The organism is Pseudomonas sp. R3-56, assembly GCF_051132075.1.
In the GTDB taxonomy this organism is placed as follows: Bacteria; Pseudomonadota; Gammaproteobacteria; order Pseudomonadales; family Pseudomonadaceae; genus Aquipseudomonas.
Genome location: NZ_CP071657.1, coordinates 5,537,958 through 5,556,941, shown reverse-complemented (window position 1 = coordinate 5,556,941; position 18,984 = coordinate 5,537,958). Strand labels below are relative to the sequence as shown.

Here is an 18,984-nt window from a genome sequence, read left to right as displayed (position 1 = left end):
GTATCTACGCCCGGAACGGGGCAAAATTGGCTTTTCGCCGGAACTGGCTATAGTCTGGCGCAGTTTTGCCGATAAGTAGAAGAAGAGATTTTTCAGCTTCCGAATATGACCTTGAACCCGACTTAAATAAGTACTTTCTATCTATGGCTAAAATTATCGGCATCATCGTCGTGTTCGCGAGCGTGCTCGGCGGATACGTGCTCTCCCATGGCAAGATTGCCGCCCTGGTCCAGCCTTTCGAGGTGTTGATCATCGGCGGTGCAGCCCTTGGTGCATTCCTGCAGGCCAACCCTGGCTATATGACAATGCATGTGCTCAAGAAGTCCTTGAGCATGTTCGGCTCGCGTTTCAGCCACACCTTCTATCTCGAGGTGCTGGGGCTGGTCTACGAGATCCTCAACAAGAGCCGCCGCGAAGGCATGATGGCGATCGAGGGTGACATCGAAGACGCCGCCGCCAGCCCAATCTTCGCCAAGTACCCCTCGGTGCTGAAAGACGAGCGCATGACGGCGTTCATCTGTGACTACCTGCGCATCATGTCGTCCGGCAACATGGCCCCCCATGAGCTTGAAGGTTTATTCGACATGGAGCTGTACAGCCTCAAGGAAGACCTTGAGCACCCGTCTCATGCAGTCAACGGCATCGCCGACGGCATGCCCGGCTTCGGTATCGTTGCGGCGGTATTGGGCATCGTGGTGACCATGGCATCCCTGGGTGAAGGCGATCAGGCGTCGATCGGCCTGCACGTGGGCGCGGCATTGGTGGGTACTTTCTTCGGTATTCTGGCGGCGTACGGTTTCTTCGGCCCGCTGGCCCATTCCCTGGCGCATGACGCCAAGGAAGAACTCAACGTCTATGAGGCCATCAAGGCTTCCTTGGTGGCTTCGGCCTCGGGCATGCCGCCGTCCCTGGCGGTGGAGTTCGGTCGCAAGGTCCTGTACCCGGCGCACCGTCCAAGCTTCGCCGAGCTGGAACAAGCGGTTCGCGGTCGTTAAGTTATGGAAAATAACCAGCCCATTATAGTCAAGCGCGTCAAGCGCATTGCCGGCGGGCACCACGGGGGCGCCTGGAAAATTGCCTTCGCCGACTTCGCCACGGCGATGATGGCGTTCTTCCTGGTGCTGTGGCTGCTGTCCACCGCGACCCCGGAACAGAAAATCGCCATCGCCGGTTACTTCAAGGATCCGATCGGTTTTTCCGAGAGCGGCACGCCCTACATCATCGACCTGGGCGGCTCGCCGGTCCTGGCGCCGGAAAATACCCTCAACCCCGAGGTCAAATCCCAGCCTCAACCTGACAAGGCGACGGTCGACGCCAATGAGGCCGAGGGCATGGCCGAGCAGGTCGAGCGCGAACGCCTGGAACTGCTCCTGCAGGAATTGCAGAACAAGGTTGAAGAAAATCCGGAGCTGCAGAAATTCAAGGACCAGATCCTTTTCGAGATCACACCGAACGGCCTGCGCATCCAGATCATGGACGCTGATAACCGTCCGATGTTCGACTCTGGCAGTGCGCGCCTGAAGCCGTATTTCGAAGACATCCTGCTCGCCATGGCCGATACCATCAAAGCGGTGCCGAACAAGATCAGCATCAGTGGCCACACCGATGCCAAGCCTTACGTCGGCAAAGGCGACTTCGGTAACTGGGAATTGTCAGCCAACCGGGCCAACGCGGCACGGCGTGCCCTGGTGGCGGGCAGCTATCCGGATGAGCAAGTGGCGCGGGTCGTCGGTTATGCGTCTTCGGCGTTGTTCGATCGCAAGGATCCGTTCAACCCGGTCAACCGCCGCATCGACATCGTGGTGTTGACCAAGAAAGCCCAGAAAGCCATCGAAGGTTCGCAAACCGACGATCCGGCGCCAGACCCGGCCCCGGGCGAGGGCGCGCCGGGCGAAGTGCCTGCATCGCCCGCCACGCCTGGCGCGGCCGCCGATCCGAACGCTCTGCCGGCGGACCAGCAACCAGTGCCGGCCCATGAGTTGCGCGAGCGCCTGAACCTGTTCGACGACGCCGCGCCGAAACCGGCGGAGCCGCCAGCGCAGTGACCCAATAAAAAGCCGACATCATTGTCGGCTTTTTTATGAGCACTGTTCAGTTGAGACTTGCTTGCTTTTTGTGGCGAGGGAGCTTGCTCCCGCTCGGCTGCGCAGCAGTCGCAAAACCGGCCGATCCGGTCTGCCTGAAGAACAGCCGGGCCTGCTTCGCAGGCCAGCGGGAGCAAGCTCCCTCGCCACAGGAGAGATCAGCCTTGCATTGCCTGCAGGTCAGTAACTGCTTTCCGGCAAGCTCGCGATGATCGAACGGTAGCTGTTCATCCGTTGTTGATGCACGCGGCCTTCTTCCAGCGCCTTGAGCAAGGCGCAGCCGGGTTCGCGGTCGTGCTTGCAGTCGCGGAAGCGGCAGGTGCCGATCAGGTCGTTGAACTCGATGAACCCGGCTTCGACATCCGCCCGGCTGACGTGGCCCAGGCCAAACTCGCGGATGCCCGGCGAGTCGATCAGCTCACCGCCGCCGGGAAAGTGGAACAGCCGCGCGGTGGTGGTGGTGTGGGTGCCCTGGCCGGACAGCTCGGACAACGGCCCGACGCGGGTCTCGACTTCCGGCAGCAGGCTGTTGACCAATGAAGACTTGCCGACGCCGGACTGGCCGACGAACACGCTGATGCGCCCGTCGAGTTGCTGCTGCAATTGCTCCATGCCGTTGCCGTGGTGGGCCGAGACTTCCAGCACCGGGTAACCCAGATCCCGATAGACCGACAGCAGGGCGTTCAGCGCCGGGGCGTTGTGTTCGTCGATCAGATCGAACTTGTTGAGCAACAGCAACGGGCGGATGCCGGCGTGTTCGGCCGCCACCAGGTAACGGTCGATCAGGTTGGCGTGGGGCTCAGGCAGCGGGGCGAAGACAATGACGATCATGTCGACGTTGGCCGCTACCGGCTTGAGCTGGCCCCGGCTGTCCGGGCGGCACAGCTCGGTGTGGCGCGGCAGTTGCGCGACGATCACGCCGATGCCCTGGTTGCCGGCCCGCCAGACCACCTGGTCGCCGGTCACCAGCGCCGGCAGGTTGGCCCGCAAATGGCAACGGAATACCTGGCCGGCCAACTCGCCTTCCTGGGCCTCGACCTCGACCTGGACGCCGAAATGCGCGATCACCAGTCCCGTCTGCTCAGGGCCCAGGTCTCCGCCCTCCAGGGCCTCGACGGCACTGGATTCACGTTTGGCTGCGCGGGCGGCGCGCTCGCCCTGGATCTTTTCGATGCGCCAGTTCTGACGACGATTGAGTTGGCGTTTGGCCATGGGTGTTCCGTATGAAGAAATGCAGCGAATAGGGTAAAACGGCGGCGAGTTTAGCACGCCCGACCGGTTGCCTAGGCTAAACTGCGCAGCTAAGCCGAGGAGCTCCCCCATGCAAAACCCGCAGAACCTGATCTGGATCGACCTGGAAATGACCGGTCTGAACCCTGACACCGACGTCATCATCGAAATGGCCACCATCGTCACCGACAGCGATCTCAACACCCTGGCCGAGGGGCCGGTGATTGCGATCCACCACAGTGATGAGGTGCTGGCCGGCATGGACGAGTGGAACACCCGCCAGCACGGCGGCTCGGGCCTGACCCAACGGGTGCGCGAGAGTAGGATCAGCATGGCCGAGGCCGAAGCCCAGACCATCGCCTTCCTGGAACAATGGGTGCCAAGGGGCAAGTCGCCGATCTGTGGCAACAGCATCTGCCAGGACCGTCGCTTCCTTTATACCCACATGAAATCCCTGGAAAGCTACTTCCATTACCGCAACCTGGATGTCTCCACGCTCAAGGAGCTGGCCGCCCGCTGGGCGCCAGAGGTGCGTGACAGTTTCCAGAAGGGCAGCACCCACCTGGCCCTGGATGACATCCGCGAATCCATCGCCGAGTTGCAGCATTATCGCAAGCACTTCATCAAGTTCTGATCGAAAGCGCTCTTGTGGCAAGGGCCCGCTCTTGTGGCGAGGGAGCTTGCTCCCGCTGGCCTGCGAAGCAGGCCCCAGCAGTTTTCCAGGAAGACTCAATTGTCCGGTTTGCGACTGCTGCGCAGCCGAGCGGGAGCAAGCTCCCTCGCCACAGGGGATCCTCTCAGCCAGGGTCGGCGCCGCGCCCCCTTTTGGTGCCTGCCCAAACTGGCTAGACTGCGCGCCTTCCCGCAAGGACTGCCACCATGTTGCTGATGCTGTATCTGATCGCCATTACCGCCGAAGCCATGACCGGCGCCTTGTCTGCCGGGCGGCGTGGCATGGACTGGTTCGGCGTGGTGCTGATCGCCTGTATCACGGCGCTGGGTGGCGGCTCGGTGCGCGACGTGCTGCTGGGGCATTACCCGCTGACCTGGGTCAAGCATCCGGAATACCTGGTGCTGACGACCGCGGCGGCCATGTTGACGGTATTCCTCGCGCGGTGGATGCGTCACCTGCGCTCGCTGTTCCTGGTGCTCGATGCCGTCGGGCTGGTGGCGTTTACCTTGATCGGCTGCATGACCGCGCTGGAAATGGGCCATGGCATGTTGGTGGCTTCGGTCAGTGGGGTGATTACCGGGGTTTTTGGCGGCATTCTGCGGGATATCTTCTGTAACGATATCCCGCTGATTTTCCGTCGCGAACTCTATGCCAGCGTCTCCTTCGCTGCCGCGTGGTGCTACCTGCTGTGCGTCTACCTGCAATTGCCCAGCGAGCAGGCGATTCTGATCACCCTGTTTGGTGGTTTCCTGCTGAGGCTCCTGGCGATCCGGTTTCACTGGGAAATGCCCAAGTTCGTCTATAACGACGAAGTCTGACGCTCGGCATGTTGGCGCAGCGCCCATTGCACATGTTCCTGCACCAGGGCTGACGGATAATCCTGTCGAGCCTTCAACGCCTCCAACACGGGAATTGTCGTCGGCGCATTGCCAAGCCCCACCGCCAGGTTACGCAGCCAGCGCTCATAACCGGCGCGGCGTAATGGCGAACCTTCGGTGCTGCTGAGAAACCTGTCCTCATCCCACATGAACAGCTCGGCCAGTTCGGCATTGTCCAGGTTGTGGCGTGGCTTGAAGTCGCCTTCCACGGAGGGCCGGGCGAAGCGGTTCCACGGGCAGACGATCTGGCAGTCATCGCAACCGAACACCCGATTGCCAATCAGCGGCCGCAGCTCCTCGGGGATAGCGCTTTTCAGTTCGATCGTGAGGTAGGAGATGCAACGCCGGGCATCCAATACGTAGGGACCAACAAAGGCGTTGGTCGGGCAGATGTCCAGGCAGGCGGTGCATTTTCCGCAATGCTCGGTGCCATGGGGCGGGTCCACCGGCAGGGGCAGGTCGACGAACAGTTCGCTGAGGAAGAAATAGCTGCCGGCCTTGCGGTTCAACACCAAGGTGTTTTTGCCGATCCAGCCCAGCCCGGCCTGTTCGGCAATGGCTTTTTCCAGCACCGGTGCGCTGTCGACAAACGCGCGATAGCCGAAGGGGCCGATGGCTGCCTGGATTTTTTCTGCCAATTGCTGCACGCGTTTACGGATCAATTTGTGGTAATCGCGGCCCAACGCATAGCGCGAGACGTAGGCTTTTTCCGGTTCGCCAAGCAATTGCGCCATTCGGGTGTCGCCCGGCAGGTAGTCCATGCGCAGGGACACCACCCGCAGCGTGCCCGGAACCAGTTCTTCCGGGTGCGAGCGTTTGCTGCCGTGGGCGCCCATGTAATCCATTTCGCCGTGGTAGCCGGCTTCGAGCCAGCGTTGCAAGTGCTGCTCATGCTCGCCAAGATCCAGGCCGCTGATGCCGACTTGCTGGAAGCCCAGCTCGCGGCCCCAGTCCTTGATGGATTGGGCGAGGGCGGGGAGGTCTGTGGGAATGGCAGGCATGAGGCGAGAGAAACCGGAGCTGAGATGCGTATAATTCTGCCAGACATCGGAGCCCGAAGACGCATGCCGCAGACTAAAGATGAATTTCCCGACGCGCTGTACAGTGCCGCGCAAGTCCGGGCCCTCGACGCACAACTGATCGCGGCGGGCACCAGCGGCTTCGAATTGATGCAGCGCGCCGCCCGCGCCACCTGGCGAGCGATCGTCCGGCGCTGGCCTGAGGCCGGCGAGTTGACCGTATTCGCCGGCCATGGCAACAACGCCGGCGATGGCTACCTGGTGGCGACTCTGGCCCGGCGTGCCGGCTGGGCGGTCCGGGTACTGGCGGTAGGCGAACCCCGGCGGTTGCTGGGTGATGCCGCCAATGCCCATGCCGAAGCCGTGGCGGTCGGTGTGCCGGTGGAACCTTGGTCGGATGATTGCGAATTGCGCGGTGTTCTGCTCGACGCGTTGCTCGGCACCGGGGCGAGCGGTGACGTTCGAGAACCGTATGTCCGGGCAATCGACACCATCAATGTCAGTGGGTTACCGGTCGCTGCGGTGGATATCCCTTCCGGGTTGTGTGCCGACACCGGTCAGGTGCTGGGTACCGCAGTGACGGCGGACCTGACCGTGACCTTCATTGGCCTGAAGCTTGGTCTGTTCACCGGCGATGCGGCGGATCGGGTGGGAGAGTTGGTATTCAACGACCTGCACGCGGACCCGGACCTCGTTGACGCGGCGCCGGCCAACGCTCGATTGCTCTTGCCGCATAACCTGCCGCGTCTGCCGCCCCGTGCGCCTTCAGCCCACAAGGGCAAGTTTGGTCATGTGCTGTTGATTGGCGGCGACCGCGGTTTTGGCGGCGCCATCCAGATGAGCGCCGAAAGCGCCTTGCGCAGCGGTGCGGGGATGGTTTCGATGGCGACCCGCAGCGAGCACGTGGCCGCCGCGCTGGTGCGTTTGCCCGAGGTGATGGTGCAAGGCACCCATTCGGCTAACCAGTTGATGGGGTTGCTCAAGCAGGCCAGCGTGCTGGTGGTGGGGCCGGGCCTGGGCCAGGCCGCTTGGGGGCGCAGCCTGTTGTCGGCGGCGGCCAATGCGTCGCTGCCGCAGGTGTGGGATGCCGATGCGCTGAGTCTGTTGAGCCATGGCGTGGTCAGTCTGCCGGAGCAGTGCATCATCACCCCGCATCCGGGCGAGGCCGCGCGACTGCTGGGGATTTCCACCGTTCAGGTGCAGGCCGATCGTCCAGCGGCGGCCCACGCATTGAGCAAAAAATACCGAGCCTGCGTGATTCTCAAAGGCGCCGGTAGCCTGATCACCAGCCCGGACGGGCGCCTGGCGGTTTGCGGTCAGGGTCATCCGGCGATGGCCACCGCTGGCCTGGGGGATGTCCTCGCTGGAGTGGCCGGCGCTTTGCTGGCCCAGGGAATGGAAGGATTCGAAGCCGCGTGCCTGGCCGTCTGGCTGCATGCCAATGCCGGGGTGCAGGTCGGTCGCTCGGGTCGCGGATTGGCCGCGACCGATCTGATTCCGGCCATTCGTCAGTTGTTGGAGGAGCATTCACCGTGTCTGAAGTAACCCTGTACGTGGCGGACGAACAAGCCATGACACAATTTGGCGCCCGCATCGCGCAGATCACCGCAGGCCATGGTCTGATTTTTCTCGAAGGTGACCTTGGTGCGGGGAAAACCACCCTGTCCCGTGGCATCATTCGCGGCCTCGGGCATGTCGGCTCGGTCAAGAGCCCCACGTTCACGTTGGTCGAGCCCTACGAGATCGGTGGTGCCCGCGCCTTCCATTTCGACCTGTATCGACTGGTCGATCCTGAGGAGCTGGAGTTTCTCGGGATCCGTGATTATTTCGAAGATGACGCCTTGTGCCTGATCGAATGGCCTCAGAAGGGTGCAGGCTTTTTGCCAAAGCCCGACCTGACCATTACCATTGGCGCGCAGAACGGCGGGCGTTCGCTGAAACTGACGCCGCAAGGCTCGCGTGGCGAGTCGTGGTGTGCCGCTCTGGCACTGGAAAACTAATTGATGATGGGGTTTGGTATGCGCTTTCGCGCGGTGGTTGCTGTCGTAGGACTGTTGCTTACGGCACTGGCCGTCGATGCTGTGGCTGAGACAAAGGTCAACAGTGTTCGCCTCTGGCGGGCGCCGGACAACACCCGGCTGGTGTTCGACCTGACAGGCCCGGTGCAGCACAGCGTGTTCACTCTCGCGGCCCCGGATCGCCTGGTGATCGACATCAACGGTGCATCCCTGGGCGCGCCGCTGAACGTGCCCACGGCCAACACGCCGATTACCGCGATGCGTTCGGCCCAGCGCACGCCCACCGACCTGCGAGTAGTCATCGACCTGAAACAGGCCGTGACCCCGAAGAGTTTCACCCTCGCACCCAATGCCCAGTACGGTAACCGGTTGGTGGTGGATCTGTTCGATAACCCGGCCGACGCCGCGCCTGCGCCACCGCCCCCGACCAAGGTCGCGACGGTGCCTGCCGTGCCGGTCACACCCACCGAGCCTGCGCTCAAGCTGCCACCGGCGCCAGCCGGCAAACGCGACATCATCGTGGTCATCGATGCCGGCCACGGTGGCGAAGACCCTGGCGCCTCGGGCTCGCGCGGTCAGCGTGAGAAAGACGTGGTGCTGGCCATCGCCCGGGAGTTGCAGCGCCAGGTCAACGGCATGAAGGGCTTTCGCGCCGAGCTGACCCGCACCGGCGACTACTTCATTCCGTTGCGTGGCCGCACCGAGATCGCCCGCAAGAAAGGTGCGGACCTGTTCGTCTCGATCCACGCCGACGCCGCGCCTTCGAAGGCTGCGTTCGGCGCCTCGGTATTTGCCCTGTCCGATCGTGGCGCCACTTCCGAGACCGCGCGCTGGCTGGCCGACAGTGAAAACCGTTCCGACCTGATCGGCGGTGCCGGCAATGTCAGCCTCGACGACAAGGACCGGATGCTTGCTGGCGTGTTGCTGGATCTGTCGATGACCGCCTCGTTGACGTCAAGCCTCAACGTTGGGCAAAAGGTCCTGAGCAACATCGGCCGCGTTACCCCGCTGCACAAGCAACGCGTCGAACAGGCCGGATTCATGGTGCTCAAGTCGCCGGACATCCCGTCGATCCTCGTGGAAACCGGGTTTATCTCCAACGCCAACGAAGCCTCGAAACTGTCCTCCGCGAGCCATCAGCAGGCCCTGGCCCGTTCCATCAGCAGTGGTGTGCGGCAGTTCTTCCAGCAGAACCCGCCGCCGGGCACCTACATCGCCTGGCTGCGCGACTCGGGCAAGATTGCCCAGGGACCACGGGATCATCGCGTCAGTCCTGGCGAAACCCTGGCGATGATCGCGGTGCGCTACCAGGTGTCGCCCGCTACCTTGCGCAGCGCCAATAACCTGCAGAGTGACGAGCTGAAGATCGGCCAGACCCTGACCATTCCCGGCAACGAAGTGGCGGTCAAGCAATGACGGATGAAGTGATTGGCGGCAACGCTCGCATCGAACTGCTCAGCCCGCGGCTGGCGAACCAGATCGCTGCCGGTGAGGTGGTCGAGCGCCCGGCGTCGGTCATCAAGGAACTGCTGGAAAACAGCCTCGACTCCGGGGCCAAGCGCATCGACGTCGATGTCGAGCAGGGCGGCGTCAAACTGTTGCGGGTGCGCGATGACGGTGGCGGCATTCCCGCCGACGACCTGCCGCTGGCGCTGGCTCGCCACGCCACCAGCAAGATTCGCGACCTGGAAGACCTTGAGCGGGTCATGAGCCTGGGGTTTCGTGGCGAGGCGCTGGCGTCCATCAGCTCGGTGTCGCGCCTGACGCTGACTTCTCGCACCCGCGATGCCGACCAGGCCTGGCAGGTCGAGACCGAAGGCCGCGACATGGCTTCTCGCGTCCAGCCCGCCGCCCATCCGGTGGGCACCTCGGTAGAAGTGCGCGACCTGTTCTTCAATACCCCGGCCCGACGCAAGTTTCTCAAGGCCGAGAAAACCGAATTCGATCATCTGCAGGAAGTCATCAAGCGCCTGGCCCTGGCGCGTTTTGACGTGGCGTTTCATCTGCGCCACAACGGCAAGACCATCCTCAGCCTGCACGAGGCCAACGATGATGCGGCCCGCGCCCGGCGCGTGGGCGCGGTGTGCGGTGCGGGTTTCCTCGAGCAGGCATTGCCCATCGAGGTGGAGCGCAATGGCCTGCACCTGTGGGGCTGGGTCGGCTTGCCGACGTTCTCCCGCAGCCAGGCGGACTTGCAGTATTTCTATGTGAATGGCCGCGCGGTGCGCGACAAGCTCGTGGCCCACGCGGTGCGCCAGGCGTATCGCGATGTGCTGTTCAACGGTCGGCATCCGACCTTCGTGCTGTTTTTCGAGGTCGACCCTTCGGTGGTGGACGTCAACGTGCACCCGACCAAGCACGAGGTGCGTTTCCGTGACGGGCGCATGGTCCATGACTTCCTCTATGGCACTTTGCATCGCGCCCTGGGCGATGTGCGTCCCGAAGATCAACTGGCGGCCCCGGCGGCGGTGGCCGGCATGGTCCGGCCAAGCGGACTGGAAGCTGGCGAATTCGGCCCCCAGGGCGAAATGCGCCTTGCGGCCAACGCGCTGCTTGAGCAACCCCAGCCCCAGCCGGTCTATAACACGGCCGGCAGCGGTGCCGGCAGCGGCTATCAATACCAATACACGCCGCGTCCTCAGTCGAATGTGCCGGCGGCGGAGGCCCAGGCTGCCTATCGCGAATTTTTCAAGCCGTTGCAGGAGGCCGGTGCGGCGGCATTGCCCGATGGCCAGGGCGATATCCCGCCGCTAGGCTATGCCCTGGCGCAGCTCAAAGGTATCTACATCCTCTCGGAAAATGCCCAGGGCCTGGTCCTGGTGGACATGCACGCCGCCCACGAGCGGATCATGTACGAACGATTGAAGATCGCCATGGCCAGCGAAGGCTTGAGCGGGCAACCGCTGCTGGTGCCGGAATCCCTGGCCGTCAGCCAGCGCGAAGCCGATTGCGCCGAAGAACATGTGAGCTGGTTCCAGCGCCTGGGCTTCGAGTTGCAGCGCCTGGGCCCGGAGACCCTGGCGATCCGGCAGATCCCGGCCTTGTTGAAACAGGCCGAGGCCAATCGCCTGGTCAGCGACGTGCTGGCGGACCTGATGGAGTACGGCACCAGTGACCGGATCCAGGCGCACCTGAACGAACTGCTCGGCACCATGGCCTGCCACGGCGCAATCCGCGCCAACCGGCGCCTGGCCCTGCCGGAAATGAACGGTCTGCTGCGGGATATGGAAAACACCGAACGCAGCGGTCAATGCAACCATGGCCGGCCGACCTGGACCCAATTGGGCCTGGACGACCTGGACAAACTGTTCCTGCGCGGTCGCTGATGAGCCAGCTCCCTCCGGCTATCTTCCTGATGGGGCCGACGGCCGCCGGCAAGACCGACCTGGCCATCGAACTGACCAAGGTGCTGCCCTGCGAGTTGATCAGCGTCGACTCGGCCCTGGTCTATCGGGGCATGGACATCGGCACCGCCAAGCCATCGAAGGAACTGCTGGCTGAATATCCGCACCGCCTGATCGATATCCTCGACCCGGCCGACGCTTACTCGGCAGCCGATTTCCGGCGTGATGCGCTCCAGGCCATGGCCGAGATCACCGCGCGGGGCAAGATTCCGCTGCTGGTGGGCGGCACCATGCTCTATTACAAGGCCTTGGTCGACGGGCTGGCGGACATGCCGGCGGCCGATCCCGAGGTGCGCGCGCAGATCGAAGAAGAGGCTGCGCGCCTTGGCTGGCAAGCGCTTCACGAGCAATTGGCGCTGATCGATCCCGAGTCGGCGGCGCGTATTCACCCCAACGACCCGCAGCGGCTCAGCCGAGCGCTGGAGGTTTATCGGGTCAGCGGCCAGAGCATGACGGCCCTGCGCCAGCGACAATCTGCGCAAAGTACTGAAGCAGCCGCTTCGGGACTGCAACAATTGCCCTATACTGTCGCGAATCTGGCCATCGCTCCGGCGAACCGGCAAGTGTTGCATCAGCGTATTGAACAAAGATTCACATTGATGTTGGAACAGGGGTTCATAGACGAGGTCGTAGCCCTGCGTGAGCGAAGTGACCTGCATGCCGGGTTGCCGTCTATACGTGCGGTAGGTTATCGACAAGTCTGGGATTACCTGGACGGCAAGCTGACGTCAGCCGAGATGCGCGAGCGTGGGATTATCGCCACGCGCCAATTGGCGAAGCGCCAGTTCACCTGGTTGCGCAGCTGGACTGACTTGCATTGGCTCGACAGCCTTGATTGCGACAATCTGCCACGCGCCTTGAAATACCTTGGGACCATCTCCATATTGAGCTGAGTCCTTGCAATTGCCGTCTATCCTTGGGGGTGTGACGGCCCAAGCCATCTGATTCCGATTTTTATAATTGATCCTTAAAGGAGTGCGGCACATGTCAAAAGGGCATTCGCTACAAGACCCTTACTTGAACACTTTACGTAAAGAAAAAGTTGGGGTGTCCATCTATCTGGTCAACGGGATCAAACTGCAAGGCACGATCGAGTCTTTCGACCAGTTCGTCATCCTGCTGAAAAACACCGTCAGCCAGATGGTCTACAAACACGCTATCTCGACGGTAGTGCCGGTTCGTCCAATTCGTCTGCCTAGCGCAACCGAATCCGAAGGCGCTGACGCTGAGCCGGGTAACGCTTGATAGGAGCCTCCTTTGTTCTTTGAGCGCCACGGTGGTGGTGAACGGACTATTCTCGTTCACTTGGAAGGACAGGACCCTGAGGCGCGCGAAGATCCGCAGGAGTTTCAGGAATTGGCAATTTCGGCCGGCGCCGAGACCGTCGCGTTTGTCAACGTGCCGCGTCATCGGCCAACCGCCAAGTTCCTGATCGGCAGTGGCAAGGTCGAGGAGTTGCGCGACCTGGTCAAGGCCGAGCACATCGATCTGGTGATTTTCAATCACATCCTTACGCCCAGTCAGGAACGTAACCTCGAACGTGTCTTCGAGTGTCGCGTGATCGATCGCACCGGGCTGATTCTCGATATCTTTGCCCAACGCGCGCGTACCCATGAAGGCAAGCTCCAGGTCGAACTGGCCCAGCTTGAGCACATGAGCACACGGCTGGTTCGCGGCTGGACTCACCTTGAGCGCCAGAAAGGCGGTATCGGCCTGCGTGGCCCGGGTGAAACCCAGCTGGAAACCGACCGGCGCCTGCTGCGGGTTCGCCTGCGCCAGATCAAGGGGCGACTGGAGAAGGTCCGCAGCCAGCGCGAGCAGTCGCGACGCGGCCGCAAGCGGGCGGACATCCCGACGGTTTCACTGGTGGGGTATACCAACGCCGGCAAATCGACGCTGTTCAATCACGTTACCCAGTCCGACGTCTACGCGGCCGACCAGTTGTTCGCCACGCTCGACCCGACCCTGCGCCGGCTCGACCTGGACGACCTCGGGCCGATCGTACTGGCCGACACCGTGGGCTTCATCCGGCACCTGCCGCATAAACTGGTCGAGGCTTTCCGGGCTACGCTCGAAGAGTCGAGCAACTCCGACCTGCTGCTGCATGTGATCGATGCTGCCGAGCCGGACCGGATGCTGCAGATCGAGCAGGTCATGGTGGTGCTGGGCGAGATCGGGGCGCAGGACTTGCCGATCCTCGAGGTATACAACAAACTCGATTTGCTCGAGGGCGTGGAACCGCAGATCCAGCGCGATGCCGACGGCAAGCCGCAGCGGGTCTGGCTGTCGGCGCGTGATGGCAGCGGCCTGGACCTGCTCAAGCAGGCCGTGGCGGAGCTGCTGGGCGACGACCTGTTTGTCGGCACCCTGAAGCTGTCACAGCGTTTTGCCCGGCTGCGTGCCCAGTTTTTCGAGCTGGGGGCGGTGCAGAAAGAAGAACACGACGAAGACGGTGTCTGCCTGCTGGCCGTTCGCCTGCCTCGGTCGGAACTGAACCGGCTGGTCAGTCGTGAAGGGCTGCAACCGATGGAATTCATCGAGCAACACACTTTGCAATAAAAGCCTGAGAAAGCTGTGTCAGGCATTCTGTAGCATTGGCCGGCGCGCCGTGGGTGCGTCTTTGCTTTATCAGATGGAGAGCGCTATGGCTTGGAATGAGCCGGGTGGCAACTCGAACAACCAGGATCCCTGGGGCGGCAAGCGTCGTAACAACGGCGACCGCAAGGGACCACCGGATCTCGACGAGGCCTTCCGCAAGCTGCAGGAAAGCCTGAACGGTTTGTTCGGTGGTGGTAAGAAACGCGGTGACGATGGCGGCAGCCGTCCGGGCAGAGGCGGTGGTTTCGGCCTGCTCGGCATCGGTCTTGTCGTGCTTGCGGCTGTCTGGCTGTACAGCGCGGTGTATGTCGTGGACGAGCAGGAGCAAGCCGTGGTGCTGCGCTTCGGCAAGTACTACGAAACCGTCGGCCCGGGCCTGAACATCTATTTCCCGCCGATCGACCAGAAGTACATGGAGAACGTCACGCGTGAGCGTGCCTACACCAAGCAGGGCCAGATGCTCACCGAGGACGAGAACATCGTCGAAGTGCCGCTGACCGTGCAGTACAAGATCACCAACCTGCAGGACTTCGTGCTGAACGTCGACCAGCCGGAAATCAGCCTGCAACACGCGACTGAGAGTGCCTTGCGCCATGTGGTGGGCTCCACCGCCATGGACCAGGTGCTGACCGAAGGTCGCGAGCTGATGGCCAGCGAAATCAAGGAGCGTCTGCAACGCTTCCTCGACACCTATCGCACCGGTATCACCGTCACCCAGGTCAACGTGCAGAGCGCAGCGGCACCGCGTGAAGTCCAGGAAGCCTTCGACGACGTGATCCGTGCCCGTGAAGACGAGCAGCGTTCGCGCAACCAGGCCGAAACCTACGCCAACGGCGTCGTGCCGGAAGCCCGTGGCCAGGCCCAGCGCATCATCGAGGATGCCAACGGTTATCGCGACGAAGTGGTTTCCCGCGCCAAGGGTGAGGCTGATCGCTTCACCAAGCTGGTGGCCGAGTATCGCAAGGCTCCTGAAGTGACCCGCCAGCGTCTGTACCTGGACACCATGCAGGAAGTCTTCAGTAATACCAGCAAGGTCCTCGTGACCGGCAACAAGAATGGCCAGAGCAATCTGCTGTACCTGCCGCTGGACAAGATGGTCGAGAGCGGTCGCAACACCGGCACGCCGTCAACCGGCGCGGCGGCAGCCGCCAGCAATGAAGCCAATGCCCGCGCGGCGGCGGACCTGCAGCAACAGCAAGCACGTACCAGGGAGAGTCGCTGATGAGCAATAAATCGCTGATCGCCCTTATTGTCGGTGTCGTCGTGGCGATCGCTGCCTGGAACTGCTTCTACATCGTGGCTCAGACCGAGCGTGCGGTGTTGCTGCAGTTCGGTCGCGTGGTCCAGGCTGATGTCCAGCCGGGGCTGCATGTGAAAGTGCCGTACGTCAACAAGGTGCGCAAGTTCGACGCCCGCCTGATGACGCTGGACGCGCCGACGCAGCGCTTCCTGACGCTGGAAAAGAAAGCCGTGATGGTCGATGCCTACGCCAAGTGGCGCGTGAAGGATGCCGAGCGCTTCTACACTGCTACGTCCGGCCTTAAGCAGATCGCTGACGAACGTCTGTCCCGTCGCCTGGAATCGGGTCTGCGTGACCAGTTCGGTAAGCGTACCCTGCATGAAGTGGTCTCAGGTGAGCGCGATGCGCTCATGTCCGACATCACCCGTTCGCTGAACACGATGGCGGAAAAAGAGCTGGGTATCGAAGTGGTCGATGTCCGCGTCAAGGCCATCGACCTGCCGAAGGAAGTGAACCGCAGCGTGTTCGAGCGCATGAGCACCGAGCGTGAGCGTGAAGCCCGCGAGCACCGTGCCAAGGGTAACGAGCTGGCTGAAGGCATCCGTGCCGACGCCGATCGCCAACGCCGTGTGCTGCTGGCCGAAGCCTATCGCGAATCGGAAGAAGTCCGTGGTGATGGCGATGCCCAGGCCGCTGCGATCTACGCCAAGGCCTACGGCCAGGATCAGGAGTTCTACGCGTTCTATCGTAGCCTGCGCGCCTACCGTGAAAGCTTCGCGAACAAGTCCGACGTTCTGGTCCTGGACCCAAGCAGCGACTTTTTCCACTACCTGGAAAAGGCCAAGCCTTGATGCGACGTTGACCTGAAGCACTCCGCCCGGCGGCTAAAACGTCGGGCGGGGTGATCCTTTGGGAAAACGTGTGTATGATGCGGCAGCCGGGAAATTCCCGGCTTTTTTGCGTCTGCACGTTCGATTGTGGTGTTGGTTGCAGGCGTCGGGTGAAATGACCCGACAGGTTTTTCGAGGAAAGTGCTTGGCGAGGCCGATTCAAGGCCATTCGTCACGTCGCCCTTGCGCGTGGTTTGCGGTTTTTCGCATGGCGCGGGCATTTTCTGCTTCACTCAAGGCCAGCCCGAAAGTTGGCCGCCCGGATCATAGGGGAATGGCGTAATGGCAACGGTAGACCGCTGGCTGCTGCCAGATGGCATCGAAGAAGTACTGCCACCGGAGGCCGCGCGTATCGAAGTAGCGCGTCGGCAGGTGTTGGATCTGTTCCAGAGCTGGGGTTACGAGTTTGTCGTGACCCCGCATATCGAGTACCTGGAATCCCTGCTGACCGGCGCGGGCCAGGACCTGGATCTGCGCACCTTCAAGGTCATCGATCCGCAGTCGGGTCGGCAGATGGGCTTTCGGGCCGACATCACGCCACAAGTGGCGCGCATCGATGCCCACACCCTGCGTCGTGAAGGTCCGAGCCGCCTGTGCTATGCCGGCAGTGTCCTGCATGCCTTGCCGCGTGCCTTGTCGTCTTCGCGCAGCCCGATCCAGCTGGGCGCCGAGCTGTACGGCGACGCGAGCCCGAGCAGCGACGTGGAAGTCATCAGCCTGATGCTGGCCATGCTGCAACTGGCTGACGTGCCGGATGTCCACATGGACCTGGGCCATGTCGGCATCTACCGCGGCCTGGCGCGTGCGGCCGGCCTGTCCGGCGAAGTGGAACAGCAGTTGTTCGATGCGTTGCAGCGCAAGGCCATCGACGAAGTCATCAGCCTGACCGAAGGCCTGCCGACACAATTATCCGGCATGCTGCGGGCATTGGTGGATCTGTGTGGCGGCCGTGAGGTGCTGGGCGCCGCTCGCGAGCGTCTGGCCGGTGCGCCGGCCCCTGTGCTGGCGGCCCTTGATGACTTGTTGGCGATTGCCGAGCGTCTGTCGGTGCGTTTCCCGGAGCTGCCGTTGTATTTCGACCTGGGTGAACTGCGCGGTTATCACTACCACACCGGCGTGGTGTTCGCGGTGTTCGTACCGGGCGTTGGCCAGTCCATCGCCCAGGGCGGTCGCTACGACGACATCGGTGCCGATTTCGGTCGTGCCCGTCCGGCGACCGGCTTCTCTACCGATTTGAAAACCCTGGTGACCCTGGGGCGTGCTGAGATCGAGTTACCGTCTGGCGGTATCTGGATGCCTGACAGTACGGATGCGGCACTCTGGCAGATGGTCTGCCAGTTGCGCGGTGAGGGTCAGCGTGTCGTCCAGGCATTGCCTGGGCAACCTTTGGCCGCCGCCCGTGAAGCGGACTGCGACCGGCAATTGATTCAGCAGAACGGGCTTTGGCAAGTATTGCCGCTGGCTTCTTGAGTTTTCCTGCCGGCCATCGCCGGCACCAAGTTTGCGCAAATGAGGACAAGTGTTATGGGTAAGAATGTCGTAGTCCTGGGCACCCAGTGGGGTGATGAGGGCAAAGGCAAGATCGTTGATCTGCTGACCGAACATGCTGCCGCCGTAGTGCGCTACCAGGGTGGCCACAACGCAGGTCACACCTTGGTGATCGACGGTGAGAAAACCGTTCTGCACCTGATTCCCTCGGGCGTGCTGCGCGAAGGCGTGCAGTGCCTGATCGGCAACGGCGTGGTGGTTGCCCCCGACGCCCTGCTGCGGGAAATCATCAAGCTGGAAGAGAAGGGTGTACCGGTGCGCGAGCGCCTGCGCATCAGCCCGTCCTGCCCGCTGATCCTGTCCTATCACGTTGCGCTGGACCAGGCCCGTGAAAAGGCCCGTGGCGAGCTGAAGATCGGCACCACCGGTCGCGGCATCGGCCCGGCCTATGAAGACAAGGTCGCCCGTCGCGGCCTGCGCATCGGCGACCTGTTCCACCGCGAACGTTTCGCCGCCAAGCTGGGCGAGTTGCTGGACTACCACAACTTTGTCCTGGTCAATTACTACAAAGAGCCGGCCATCGACTTCCAGAAGACCCTGGACGAGTGCATGGAATACGCCGAGCTGCTCAAGCCAATGATGCTCGACGTTACCGCCGAGCTGCACGAGCTGCGCCGTGCCGGCAAGGACATCATGTTCGAAGGCGCCCAGGGTTCGCTGCTGGATATCGACCACGGCACCTACCCGTACGTCACCAGCTCCAACACCACCGCTGGCGGCATCGCCACCGGTTCGGGTTTTGGCCCGATGTACCTGGACTACATCCTCGGCATCACCAAGGCCTACACCACCCGCGTCGGTTCGGGCCCGTTCCCGACCGAGCTGTTCGACGACGTCGGTGCCTTCCTGGCCAAGCGCGGCCACGAGTTCGGTGCCACCACCGGCCGTGCCCGTCGTTGCGGCTGGTTCGATGCCGTCATCCTGCGTCGCGCCATCGACGTCAACAGCATCTCGGGCCTGTGCCTGACCAAGCTGGACGTGCTGGACGGCCTGGAGACCATCAACATCTGCGTGGGCTACAAGAACCAGGACGGCGCCGTCATCGACGCACCGACCGATGCAGACAGCTACATTGGCCTGGAGCCGGTGTACGAGCAGATGCCAGGCTGGACCGAATCGACCGTGGGCGCCAAGACCCTGGAAGAGCTGCCCGTGGCGGCCCGCAACTACATCAAGCGCGTCGAAGAGCTGGTCGGTGCGCCGATCGACATTATTTCGACGGGGCCGGACCGCAACGAAACCATCGTTCTGCGTCATCCTTTCGCCTGATAAGTCGTTGATGTAACTCACAAAGGACCCTCGTTTGGGTCCTTTGTCGTCTCTGTCTGTCAGACGGCACGACCTTTGCTACGCACCCTTGATAATAAGTACTTCTTGTGAAGTGCCATCAATTTACTGGCGT

The 18,984-nt window shown here is 62.4% G+C and carries 17 protein-coding genes; 15 read left to right on the top strand and 2 right to left on the bottom strand.

What is annotated here, in order from left to right:
* The first annotated feature begins 143 nt into the window (after positions 1-143).
* Together motA and motB are read left to right on the top strand one after the other, a co-directional pair.
* Complete coding sequence (motA, locus tag J3P96_RS25265; protein WP_305497215.1) at positions 144-995, top strand: flagellar motor stator protein MotA; 852 nt, start codon at positions 144-146, stop codon at positions 993-995.
* Positions 996-998: 3 nt separating this feature from the next.
* Positions 999-2,045 carry a flagellar motor protein MotB gene (gene motB / locus J3P96_RS25260; protein ID WP_434602651.1) on the top strand — a complete coding sequence of 349 codons (1,047 nt, stop codon included), beginning with the start codon at positions 999-1,001 and terminating at the stop codon, positions 2,043-2,045.
* 219 nt (positions 2,046-2,264) lie between these two features.
* Here motB and rsgA read toward each other — a convergent pair whose 3' ends face one another.
* The gene (gene rsgA, locus J3P96_RS25255; protein WP_217861119.1) at positions 2,265-3,296 is read right to left on the bottom strand and encodes a small ribosomal subunit biogenesis GTPase RsgA; all 1,032 of its coding nucleotides are present in this window, start codon (positions 3,294-3,296) and stop codon (positions 2,265-2,267) included.
* Between the two features lie 109 nt (positions 3,297-3,405).
* On the opposite strand from rsgA, the gene orn reads away from it, so the two are divergent.
* Positions 3,406-3,948 carry an oligoribonuclease gene (orn, locus tag J3P96_RS25250; protein ID WP_305497212.1) on the top strand — a complete coding sequence of 181 codons (543 nt, stop codon included), beginning with the start codon at positions 3,406-3,408 and terminating at the stop codon, positions 3,946-3,948.
* A gap of 245 nt (positions 3,949-4,193) precedes the next feature.
* Positions 4,194-4,805: a trimeric intracellular cation channel family protein gene (locus tag J3P96_RS25245; RefSeq protein ID WP_305497211.1), complete on the top strand. Its 612-nt coding sequence runs from the start codon at positions 4,194-4,196 to the stop codon at positions 4,803-4,805.
* Here the strand turns inward: J3P96_RS25245 and queG are convergent.
* Positions 4,787-5,866 (bottom strand): tRNA epoxyqueuosine(34) reductase QueG, encoded by a 1,080-nt coding sequence (queG, locus tag J3P96_RS25240; RefSeq protein ID WP_434653826.1) that lies wholly within the window; start codon positions 5,864-5,866, stop codon positions 4,787-4,789. The genes J3P96_RS25245 and queG overlap by 19 nt on opposite strands.
* A gap of 63 nt (positions 5,867-5,929) precedes the next feature.
* On the opposite strand from queG, the gene J3P96_RS25235 reads away from it, so the two are divergent.
* The 11 genes from J3P96_RS25235 (at position 5,930) to J3P96_RS25185 (ending at position 18,851) form a co-directional block, all read left to right on the top strand.
* Positions 5,930-7,429: an NAD(P)H-hydrate dehydratase gene (locus tag J3P96_RS25235; protein WP_434653824.1), complete on the top strand. Its 1,500-nt coding sequence runs from the start codon at positions 5,930-5,932 to the stop codon at positions 7,427-7,429.
* Entirely contained in the window at positions 7,417-7,884 is a 468-nt protein-coding gene (gene tsaE, locus J3P96_RS25230; protein ID WP_434653822.1) for a tRNA (adenosine(37)-N6)-threonylcarbamoyltransferase complex ATPase subunit type 1 TsaE, read from the top strand. The genes J3P96_RS25235 and tsaE overlap by 13 nt, the downstream gene beginning before the upstream one ends.
* A 3-nt stretch (positions 7,885-7,887) precedes the next feature.
* The gene (locus J3P96_RS25225) at positions 7,888-9,318 is read left to right on the top strand and encodes an N-acetylmuramoyl-L-alanine amidase (RefSeq protein WP_370871022.1); all 1,431 of its coding nucleotides are present in this window, start codon (positions 7,888-7,890) and stop codon (positions 9,316-9,318) included.
* A complete protein-coding gene (gene mutL / locus J3P96_RS25220) occupies positions 9,315-11,228 on the top strand; it encodes a DNA mismatch repair endonuclease MutL (RefSeq protein WP_434653820.1) in 1,914 nt (637 codons plus the stop codon). Before J3P96_RS25225 ends, mutL begins: the two co-directional genes overlap by 4 nt.
* Positions 11,228-12,199 carry a tRNA (adenosine(37)-N6)-dimethylallyltransferase MiaA gene (miaA, locus tag J3P96_RS25215; protein WP_434626376.1) on the top strand — a complete coding sequence of 324 codons (972 nt, stop codon included), beginning with the start codon at positions 11,228-11,230 and terminating at the stop codon, positions 12,197-12,199. Before mutL ends, miaA begins: the two co-directional genes overlap by 1 nt.
* A gap of 91 nt (positions 12,200-12,290) precedes the next feature.
* Positions 12,291-12,551, top strand: coding sequence for an RNA chaperone Hfq (gene hfq / locus J3P96_RS25210; RefSeq protein ID WP_058546527.1), 261 nt, complete (start codon positions 12,291-12,293; stop codon positions 12,549-12,551).
* 12 nt (positions 12,552-12,563) lie between these two features.
* Positions 12,564-13,865: a ribosome rescue GTPase HflX gene (hflX, locus tag J3P96_RS25205; protein WP_434653819.1), complete on the top strand. Its 1,302-nt coding sequence runs from the start codon at positions 12,564-12,566 to the stop codon at positions 13,863-13,865.
* A gap of 85 nt (positions 13,866-13,950) precedes the next feature.
* Positions 13,951-15,126 (top strand): FtsH protease activity modulator HflK, encoded by a 1,176-nt coding sequence (gene hflK / locus J3P96_RS25200; protein ID WP_434570002.1) that lies wholly within the window; start codon positions 13,951-13,953, stop codon positions 15,124-15,126.
* The gene (hflC, locus tag J3P96_RS25195; protein ID WP_305497195.1) at positions 15,126-15,995 is read left to right on the top strand and encodes a protease modulator HflC; all 870 of its coding nucleotides are present in this window, start codon (positions 15,126-15,128) and stop codon (positions 15,993-15,995) included. The genes hflK and hflC overlap by 1 nt, the downstream gene beginning before the upstream one ends.
* A gap of 321 nt (positions 15,996-16,316) precedes the next feature.
* A complete protein-coding gene (locus J3P96_RS25190) occupies positions 16,317-17,504 on the top strand; it encodes an ATP phosphoribosyltransferase regulatory subunit (protein WP_434626373.1) in 1,188 nt (395 codons plus the stop codon).
* Between the two features lie 54 nt (positions 17,505-17,558).
* The gene (locus J3P96_RS25185; RefSeq protein ID WP_003186407.1) at positions 17,559-18,851 is read left to right on the top strand and encodes an adenylosuccinate synthase; all 1,293 of its coding nucleotides are present in this window, start codon (positions 17,559-17,561) and stop codon (positions 18,849-18,851) included.
* The last annotated feature ends 133 nt before the right edge of the window (positions 18,852-18,984 follow it).